General features: G+C 64.1%; 8 protein-coding genes. 6 read left to right on the top strand and 2 right to left on the bottom strand.

Features of this window, described 5'->3' with window-relative positions:
- Positions 1 to 176: 176 nt before the first annotated feature.
- On the bottom strand, positions 177 to 956 hold the full coding sequence (locus AAFP05_RS05360; protein WP_341728823.1) for an Ltp family lipoprotein: 780 nt from the start codon (positions 954 to 956) through the stop codon (positions 177 to 179).
- 537 nt (positions 957 to 1,493) lie between these two features.
- Between AAFP05_RS05360 and cysK the strand changes: the two genes are divergently transcribed.
- The 3 genes from cysK to AAFP05_RS05345 all read left to right on the top strand — a co-directional run bounded on the left by cysK (position 1,494) and on the right by AAFP05_RS05345 (position 3,751).
- Complete coding sequence (cysK, locus tag AAFP05_RS05355; protein WP_341728822.1) at positions 1,494 to 2,426, top strand: cysteine synthase A; 933 nt, start codon at positions 1,494 to 1,496, stop codon at positions 2,424 to 2,426.
- A 281-nt stretch (positions 2,427 to 2,707) separates the two neighbouring features.
- The gene (locus AAFP05_RS05350) at positions 2,708 to 3,274 is read left to right on the top strand and encodes a YceI family protein (protein ID WP_341728821.1); all 567 of its coding nucleotides are present in this window, start codon (positions 2,708 to 2,710) and stop codon (positions 3,272 to 3,274) included.
- 126 nt (positions 3,275 to 3,400) lie between these two features.
- On the top strand, positions 3,401 to 3,751 hold the full coding sequence (locus tag AAFP05_RS05345; RefSeq protein ID WP_341728820.1) for a metallopeptidase family protein: 351 nt from the start codon (positions 3,401 to 3,403) through the stop codon (positions 3,749 to 3,751).
- Between the two features lie 52 nt (positions 3,752 to 3,803).
- Here the strand turns inward: AAFP05_RS05345 and AAFP05_RS05340 are convergent, their stop codons facing one another.
- A complete protein-coding gene (locus tag AAFP05_RS05340) occupies positions 3,804 to 5,222 on the bottom strand; it encodes a sodium:proton antiporter (protein WP_341728819.1) in 1,419 nt (472 codons plus the stop codon).
- A gap of 411 nt (positions 5,223 to 5,633) precedes the next feature.
- On the opposite strand from AAFP05_RS05340, the gene AAFP05_RS05335 reads away from it, so the two are divergent.
- The 3 genes from AAFP05_RS05335 to AAFP05_RS05325 form a co-directional block, all read left to right on the top strand.
- Positions 5,634 to 6,302, top strand: a complete 669-nt coding sequence (locus AAFP05_RS05335) for an SAF domain-containing protein (RefSeq protein WP_341728818.1) — start codon at positions 5,634 to 5,636, stop codon at positions 6,300 to 6,302.
- The gene (locus AAFP05_RS05330; RefSeq protein ID WP_341728817.1) at positions 6,302 to 7,090 is read left to right on the top strand and encodes a hypothetical protein; all 789 of its coding nucleotides are present in this window, start codon (positions 6,302 to 6,304) and stop codon (positions 7,088 to 7,090) included. The genes AAFP05_RS05335 and AAFP05_RS05330 overlap by 1 nt, the downstream gene beginning before the upstream one ends.
- Positions 7,087 to 8,485, top strand: a 1,399-nt coding sequence (locus AAFP05_RS05325; protein WP_341728816.1) for a CpaF/VirB11 family protein, incomplete at its 3' end; no start/stop codon positions are given. The genes AAFP05_RS05330 and AAFP05_RS05325, both read left to right, overlap by 4 nt.

Genomic DNA, 8,485 nt, shown 5'->3' with positions numbered 1-8,485 from the left:
TGCCCTTTACTAGCGGAAACGAAAATCGCCCGCGAATCCGGCAGACGATCGTGTCGGTCCCTCTCCCAGCTTTCGGGAAGACTATGCGAACCATACCCACGCCTCCAGCCACGAGGCGTTTCACGCAATGTGCGGGAGGCTGGAAGCGCGGGCGGCGAGCGGCACTGGTGTTCGGCTCAGGCAGGCAAATTCGCGATCGCATAGTCGGCCTGTTCCGGGGTGAAGGCCTCACCGTACTCGGATGTCAGTTGGTCCCAGATCGCCGACGGCGACATTGACATGGTCTTCTGATAGTTGATCGCCGCTTCGAGTGCCTCGGCGTTCCAGTCCGCCTTCACATTGTCGACACCGTACTGGGCGGCCTCTGGCGAGAACTTCTCGCCGTACTCGGAGGTCAGCTGATTGTAGAGCCTGGCCTGGCTGAAGGCCATCATGTCGACATAGCTCTGAGCCTTCTTCAGTGCCGACTTGTATTCGGTCGGGACCGCTGCCGTTGTGGGCTCTGGTGCTGGCTGTGGCGCTTCGGCGGTCGCATCGGCCGGTGCAGCGCTTGCCTCGGCCGGGGCCACGGCTTGGGTTGGTGTTGCGGCTGCCTGGTCGGAGGCCTCGTCCTTGCCCCCGCCGCCCAGGATGCCGACGAGAAAGAGCAGCGCAGCGATGCCAAGGGTCACGAATGCGACGATCCGTAGCGCGCCTGGCTTCTTCTTCGGAGGTATCGGAGCACTGGCTTGCAACTGCTGTGGATACTGCGGAGGTATCGGGCGCTGACCGTACTGCTGTTGCGGGCCGTACTGGGGTTGGCCGTACTGGGGCGGTTGGGGCTGGCCATAGGGAGGCTGTTGGCCGTATCGCGGTGATTGGGGCTGGCCATAGGCCGACGGCTGTTGGCCCTGCTGCGATGGCACAGGCGGACCAGCGGGCTGTTGCGGGCCTTGCAGCGGGCGGTAGTCGGACATGTCGATTCCTATCTATCTGGCGTCATCGTTGACGCTGTTAGCACTGGTCAACGCTGTAGCACTAGTTCTAACAGGGTCCACCGACAAAATGCGGGACGGTAGCAACCCCGGAGCGAGCCCGAGGTTCTCGACTTCGATATCCATGCTCAGCGCAATTCTTCGGTTCACTTTTTGGGACGGACTTGAATTCTGTCCAAGAGTGCAGGTATGGTTCACACCATGATTTCGACGCGCCAGGCACTGATGATGTCCTGTTGTTGTGCGTCGATGCCTTGTTGCGGCTGTTGATCAGTTCCTGCTGACGGCGTCAGCCGACGAGTTAGATCGCAGGTCCCGGGTTCCCCTGATCACGCTTCTCACAAGCGTCGCGATCGGCGGCACGGGTGTAGGCAGAGCCGCAGCCAGTGATTTCATACTTCCTCATGTGAGGGAATCCTCTCGATTATTGAGCGCCCGTTCAGAAAACGCAGCGGGCAGTTCTACGTATTAGCAGTTGAAACCGAAGCAACAAACTCTCTCGATAAAGGACGACGAAAAATGGCATACTTCGAGGACGCGACCAAGCTGATCGGCCGTACTCCGCTGGTGAAAATCAACCGGCTCTACCCAGACGCCGAGGCCACCGTGCTGGCCAAGCTGGAGTTCTACAACCCGGCGAACTCGGTGAAGGATCGCATCGGCGTTGCCATCGTCGACGCGGCCGAGGCGTCCGGGGCCCTCCAGCCCGGAGGCACCATCGTGGAGGGCACCTCCGGTAACACCGGTATCGCGCTCGCCTGGGTGGGTGCTGCTCGTGGATACAAGGTGATCATCACGCTGCCGGAGAGCTTCTCGAAGGAACGCCGCGCTGTCTTGCGCGCCTATGGCGCCGAACTGGTTTTGACCCCGGCCGCCGAGGGTGTTCCCGGCGCCAACAAGCGCGCCGAGGAGATCGCGGCAAGCACCCCGGGTGCGATCTTGGCTCGCCAGTTCGACAACCCCGCGAACGTCGAGATCCATCGCAAGACCACCGCGGAGGAGATCTGGGCCGACACCGACGGCCAGGTCGACATCGTCGTCTCGGGTGTCGGCACCGGCGGCACCGTGAGCGGTATCGGTCAGGTGCTCAAGCAGCGCAAGCCCGAGGTGAAGCTCTACGCGGTCGAAGCGGCCGAGTCGCCGGTGCTGTCGGGCGGCCAGAAGGCTCCGCACCGCATTCAGGGCATCAGCCCTGGCTTCATCCCCGCCATCTATGACAGCAGCGTGGTCGATGGGATTCTCCAGGTGACCGGGGACGACGCCATTGCCTGGGCTCGCCGTGCGGCCACGGAGGAGGGTCTGCTGGTCGGCATTTCTTCCGGTGCAGCGCTGCGGGCGGCCGCCGACCTGGCCGCCGATCCGGCCAACGCCGGCAAGACCATCGTGGCCATAGTCCCGGACTGGGGTGAGCGCTACCTGTCGACTCCGCTATTCGAAGGCCTGGTCGACTGATCGGTCAGCTGCCCACCACCCAACGGAGCGGACGCCTGTCACCCCAGGCGACCGCTCCGTTGTCGCAGCAGAACGCGCTCCAGTGCTCCCCAGATGACTTCAGCAGCGCTTTTCGCACGCGAATCGTTCATCTGGGGAGCACTCAAGCGCGTTGGACCAGGCAGACTCAGGGTGCCCTCGATCCTCGCTGCCGGCGAGATCGGAATAGTTTAGGGTTCAACTATGTTGTGATGGGTGTGAGCGCTACGGAGAGACCGCAGGCGCCCGAGAGGAGAAACACCATGGTTGACGCCGCCGCTCTGACCGGCAACTGGACTCTTGATCCCGTGCATTCGCGCCTCGGCTTTTCGGCTCGGCACGCGATGGTGACGAAGGTACGCGGTAACTTCGACAGCTTCGAGGGCACGGCTTACGCCGATGCCGCCGACCCGTCGGCTTCGCACGTCGAAGTCACCATTCAGGCCGACTCGATCAATACCAACAACGAGGGTCGCGACCAGCACCTTCGTACGAACGACTTCCTCGAGGTCGCGACCTATCCGACCATCACCTTCAAGTCGACCAAGGTGGAGCAGCTGGACGATGAGCACGTCCGCATCACCGGCGACCTGACGATCAAAGCCACCACCAAGCAGATCAGCATCGACTTCGAGTTCGGTGGCGTGGCCCAGGACCCGTTCGGTAACACCCGGATGGGCTTCGAAGGATCACTTTCGATCAACCGCCAGGATTACGGTGTCGCTTTCAACGCGGCTCTGGAGGCCGGTGGCGTGCTGGTCAGCGACAAGGTCGGTATTGACATTGAGATCTCGGCGATCAAGGTCGTCGACGCTGTGCAGCAAGCCTGAGCCGCTCGTCCGAAGTCGGCCCCGCTGATCCCCAAGGCTCCACCAGCCGACTTCCCGTTCCCGTGCTCGTCCGCCTTCACAAGGTGAGATGGGCACGGGAACGATCGTTCTAGGTAGACTCGGCCCATGGCCGTCCAGCTGAGCGAATCCGATTTCGAGCGCTACGTGGACGAGGCGCTCGACTCGATCCCGGACGAGCTGATCTCGCTGATCGACAACTGCGTCGTCCTCATCGAGGACGAACCGCCCAACGGCGAGGAGCTCTTCGGGCTCTATGACGGAGTGCCGCTGACTGAGCGCGGATTCGACTACGGCGGCGTGCTACCCGACCGGATCACCATCTTTCGCGGACCGCACCTGCGGATGTGCGAGTCGCTCGACGCGCTGGTGGACGAGATCCACATCACCGTCGTGCACGAGATTGCCCACCATTTCGGCATCGATGATGACGCCTTGGACACGCTCGGCTATCACTGAGCGGCGCGTTTCAGCGGCCTCCGGGGTATTCGGCGCAGGCCGGTCGCGCCTCTCAGGGCTCGACGACGTTGCGGTACTTGGCCCAGGTGAGTGCGGCTTGACCGATCAAGATGAGCGCGACGACAGCGCCGAGCACCTTGCCCCACCACGGGTCCACGAAGAAGAGGCAGACCATCGCGAACAGGGTTGGAATCAGGTAGCGAACGGTCCAGCCGATGTACCCTCCGAACGACGGCATGACGACGTCGCGGGATTCGGCGACCGACTTCACCATGAAGTTCGGGCCATTGCCGATGTAGGTGATCGCGCCACAGGTGACCGCGCCTAAGGAGATGGTTTCCAGCCAGACCCACGGAACGCCGGCCACCCGTTCCATCCCCGGCATCACGCTTGGGTCGGCGCCTAGGGTGTGGGCCATCTCGAAGAAGGTCGCATAGGTGGGCGCATTGTCGAGGAAGGCCGAGAGCACACCGGTGAACGCGAAGAAGGTGATCGTGTTGAGCGGCATCCTGTCGGCGACCTGCGACAAGAACTCCAGCGCCGGGATCATGGTGAGGAAGATGCCGACGAAGATGACCGCCACTTCACGGATCGGACCCCAGTTGAACTGGTTGAACTCGAAGCGAATTCGTTTGCTGCCGGTCATGTACGAACCGGCCGCCGCGATGAGGAAGACGATTTCGCGCCAGGGCACATAGTCGTACCAGGCCGCGTGGCCTTCTTCGATGAGGTGCAGATCGAGTGACGGAACGAGCGCCACGGCGGCGATGATCATGGCGAACCAGATCAGGTTGATCAGTCCCATCAGCTTGATGGGGGTGATCTCCAGCACGTCTTCGACGATGTTGGCCAAGGGTTCTTGTGCGTAGGCCTTGGTGTCGAGCGCGAAGTAGATCAGCAGCAGCATCGCGTTGATGAACGCCCACATCGGCAGCAGATGGAAGGTCCAGGTGAACGGGACACCGCGCAGGAAACCCATGAACAGTGGCGGATCACCCAGCGGAGTGAGCAGGCCGCCGTTGTTCGCCACGATCAGGATGGTGAAGATGACGGTGTGAACCTTGTTCTTGCGCTCGGAGTTGATGTTCAGCAGCGGACGAATCAGCAGCATCGCCGCACCGGTCGTCCCGACGAAGGACGCGACGACAGCCCCGATCGCCAGCACGATCGTGTTGTTCTTGGGGGTTGCCCTGATGTCACCGGCCAGGAATAGGCCACCGGATACCACGAAGAGCGCGAAGAGCAGCAGGATGAACTGGACGTACTCGAGTACCGCGTGGCCCACGCGGGTCCAGTTCAGCAGGAACCCGACCCAGATCGCCACCGGGACGCCCAGCACGAGTGCCACCCCGAGTTGGAATTTCCAGTTCTCCCAGTGGTGCGCGGTGGCCGGGATCAACGGCATCAACGCGATGCTCAAGAGCATGACGGCGAAGGGCAGAATGCCCCACCAGGGGACTAGAGCTTCCATGAGCAATCTCCTGAGAGTCGGCAGGGTGCCACTGGCCGCAGCACCGCGAAGAAGGGCGAGCTTCATCCTACGGGATCTCTGTTTTGCCGGTTTCCCCCGGCCCTGTGGATAACCTCGTCCAGAACCAGGAGTTTTCCACAGGAGCGTCCACAACGCCATTGTCACAGGCGTGTTTCGAATTACGCAACGGATCAGACGCCCATCGGAGCGCTCAGGGCTTCGAGATGAATCTTGATATATCTAGCGAAGACCCGAGAAAGTGCTAGAGATCACCGGAGGCGGGGGTCGGCTCTCGGCAAACGGCGTCGAGTTTTCCACAGATCATTGCTACGCCTAGTCACGGGGGGAGCTGGTGACATAGGGTGCTTCTACCGCGACCCCACCACCCTGCCGCGGTGAAGGGATACCCCCATGGCTGCCCCACGCCTACCTTCGTCGGCTCCGCCGACGGACCTGCCGCAGGCCCCCCAGCGCCCGGCTGCGGTGCAATTGCGCGCGCGCCGGAGTAACCGGCTGATCGTCATCGGTGTGCTGTGCGCCTGCCTCGGTGCCCTGATCATGGCGTGGGCGTGGACAGGAACACAGGAATCGCAGACCGTGGTGGTGATGGCTGCCGATGTGGCGCGGGGTGAGCAGCTTGAGGCGGCCGACCTGACGACCACGACCCTTGGCCGGGCCGATGGAGTCACCGTGGTCCCCGCTGACCGGGTAGCAGGCCTTGTCGGAAAGTTCGCGCTGGTCGATTTGCCGGCCGGCTCGCTACCCGGTCCGGACGCCATCGGCTCACATCTTGTGCCCGCCGGGGCCGCCCAGCTTGGCTTGAAGCTCGCGGCCGGGCGATTGCCATCGCAGCCCGTGCCCCCTGGCACTCGCATCTGGTTGATTGCGGTGCCAGGCCCAATGGACTCCGATACGACGCCGGGCGCTCAGTATGAGGCGATCGTCGCCTCGACCCCGCAGGCGACCGCAGATGGCAGCGGATGGCTGGTCGACGTGCAGGTCGAAGAGATCGTGGCCGGGCAGGTCGCCGCGTTGGCCGCCGTGGACCGTGTCGCCGTGGTTCGCAGGGGTGATGGCTGATGCTGATCATCTGCGCCTCGGCCGGTGGCTCCCCCGGTGTCACCAGCACCGCGCTCGGGCTGGCATTGACATGGCCGCGCGAGGTCTTGCTCGCCGACTGCGATCCGCACCCCAGTCAGGCCGTGTTGGCGGGATACCTACGCGGAATGCCGGTCGGTGGCCGTGGCCTCGGAGCCCTTGCCGAAACATATCGAGCCCCACGACCCGAATCGTCCGGGGGGCTGCTGGACTTCACGCTTCCACTGGACGAACACGCGGCGCACCGCCGTCGCTTCCTGCCGGGGTTCGCCCATCCGCGTTCGGCGCTGCTCTTCTCGGGCTACTGGGGCCGCCTGGCCGATCAGTTCGACGATCTACAGACCGGTGGCGTCGATGTGATCGTCGATGCCGGCCGCCTCGACGCCGACGGCCTACCGGCCGCGTTGGTCGAGCGAGCCTGGACCGTCGCAGTCGTGACCAGGTCGAATTTGCCCGCGCTGGCGGCGCTTCGGCTGGCGTTGCCCGAGCTGACCGATGCGACGCAATTGTCCTCGGCGAGCCTGTCACTGGTGGTGTCGGGCGGAGGCCGGCCCTATTCCGCGTCCGACATTGCCCGGCAGCTGGAGCTCCCGCTGCTGGCAGATCTGCCCTGGGATTGCGCTACAGCCGACGTGCTCAGCGACGGAGCGCTTCCGCCGCGCAAGCTGACCGGTCGTCCGCTGTGGCGCGCGTTGCACTCGCTGGCTTTGAAGCTCGGCGGCCAGACGGTGCAATCAGATGTCCGGAGCACCCGAGGGGTCGTTTCATGAACCCACTCGGTGGCACTCCCGCGGCTGTGGCCCCACCGCACCTGAAACTGGCGGACGCTTTGACAGCGCTCCCCCCGTTCACCGATGCCGAACTCGCGTCGCGGGAGACAAGGCATGGTCGGCCGGCAAGACGAGGCAGCAGGCCGGATGCGATCGACTGGCAGGTGGTCGTCCAACTGCGCAGGCAGGCATCCGAGCAGATTGCGGAGAACTCGCAACACTGGGCTGGTGAACACGGCCGCCCGATGCCGGCCGACGACCGTCGAATGATGGGCCGATCGGTGATCGGAAGCGTTGTGCGCGAGCACGCGGGACGCCTCACCCAGTCCGGTGAACAACTGTGGGAGCTGGCCACCGAGCAGGCCGTCGCGGCCGCCGTCGAGAACGCCATCTTCGGCTACGGGCGACTGCAGCCGCTCTTCGAGATTCCGACAGCCGAGAACATCGAGATCCACGGCTGGGACTGCGTCGTGGCGCAGCACGGAGATGGTCGCCGTGAGGAGCTGTCGCCGGTCGCCGACAGCGACGATGAGCTGATTGAGGCGATCCGGTTTCTCGGCTCCAGCGCCACTCCGGCGCGGGCATTCGACGATGCACATCCGATGATGACGCTGGCGCTCGGCGACCGCTTCCGGCTGCACGCCGTCGGTTTCGGCCTCAGCTACCGGCCATCGATCGTCATCCGCCAGCATCTGCTCACCAGCGTCACCCTCACCGATCTCGCCAGCACGGGAATGATGCCGATCGAACTGGCCGAGTTGCTGCGGGCCTGCGTGCTGGCCCGGAAGTCGTGCGTGATCTCCGGGGACCAAGGCGCAGGTAAGACGACCTTGTTGCGGGCGCTGGTCGCTGCGGTGCCCGCCACGGAGCGCATAGGCACCTTGGAGACCGACTACGAACTGCTCACCCATCTGCTGCCGGGGCGACGCAATATGGTCGCCCTGCAGGCGAAGACCGGCCTCGGCGAATACCGCGACGGACGCAGCGTCGGGGAGTTCACGGTCGCCGATCTGATTCCGGAGGCCTTGCGGCAGAACCTCTCCCGACTGATCGTCGGTGAGGTGCGCGGCGGTGAGGCCGGGGCCATGTTCGAAGCGATGCAGTCTGGCGCCGGCACCATGTCGACGACGCATTCCCATTCGGCGGCATCGACCATGGACAGGCTGGCCGCCAGAGTCGCCCAAGGCGGTGTGCTCGGCGTGAGTGAGGCCTATCGCCAGATCGCGCTCAACCTGCACCTGCTCATTCACGTCAGCCTGGTGGACGACACCTGGCGTGGTGGCACCCGGAAGCGCTTCATCAGCGAGGTCCGAGAGTTGACGGGGGCCGTCGAGAATGGGCGGCCGGTCACCCACCTGTCGTATCAGGCCGACGAGCAAGGACGAGCGCTGCGAC

The sequence above is a fragment of the Brooklawnia sp. genome (assembly GCF_032229645.1).
Lineage (GTDB): Bacteria > Actinomycetota > Actinomycetes > Propionibacteriales > Propionibacteriaceae > Brooklawnia.
The sequence above is the reverse complement of the archived record's forward strand: the minus strand, read 5'-3'. Positions and strand labels throughout refer to the sequence as shown.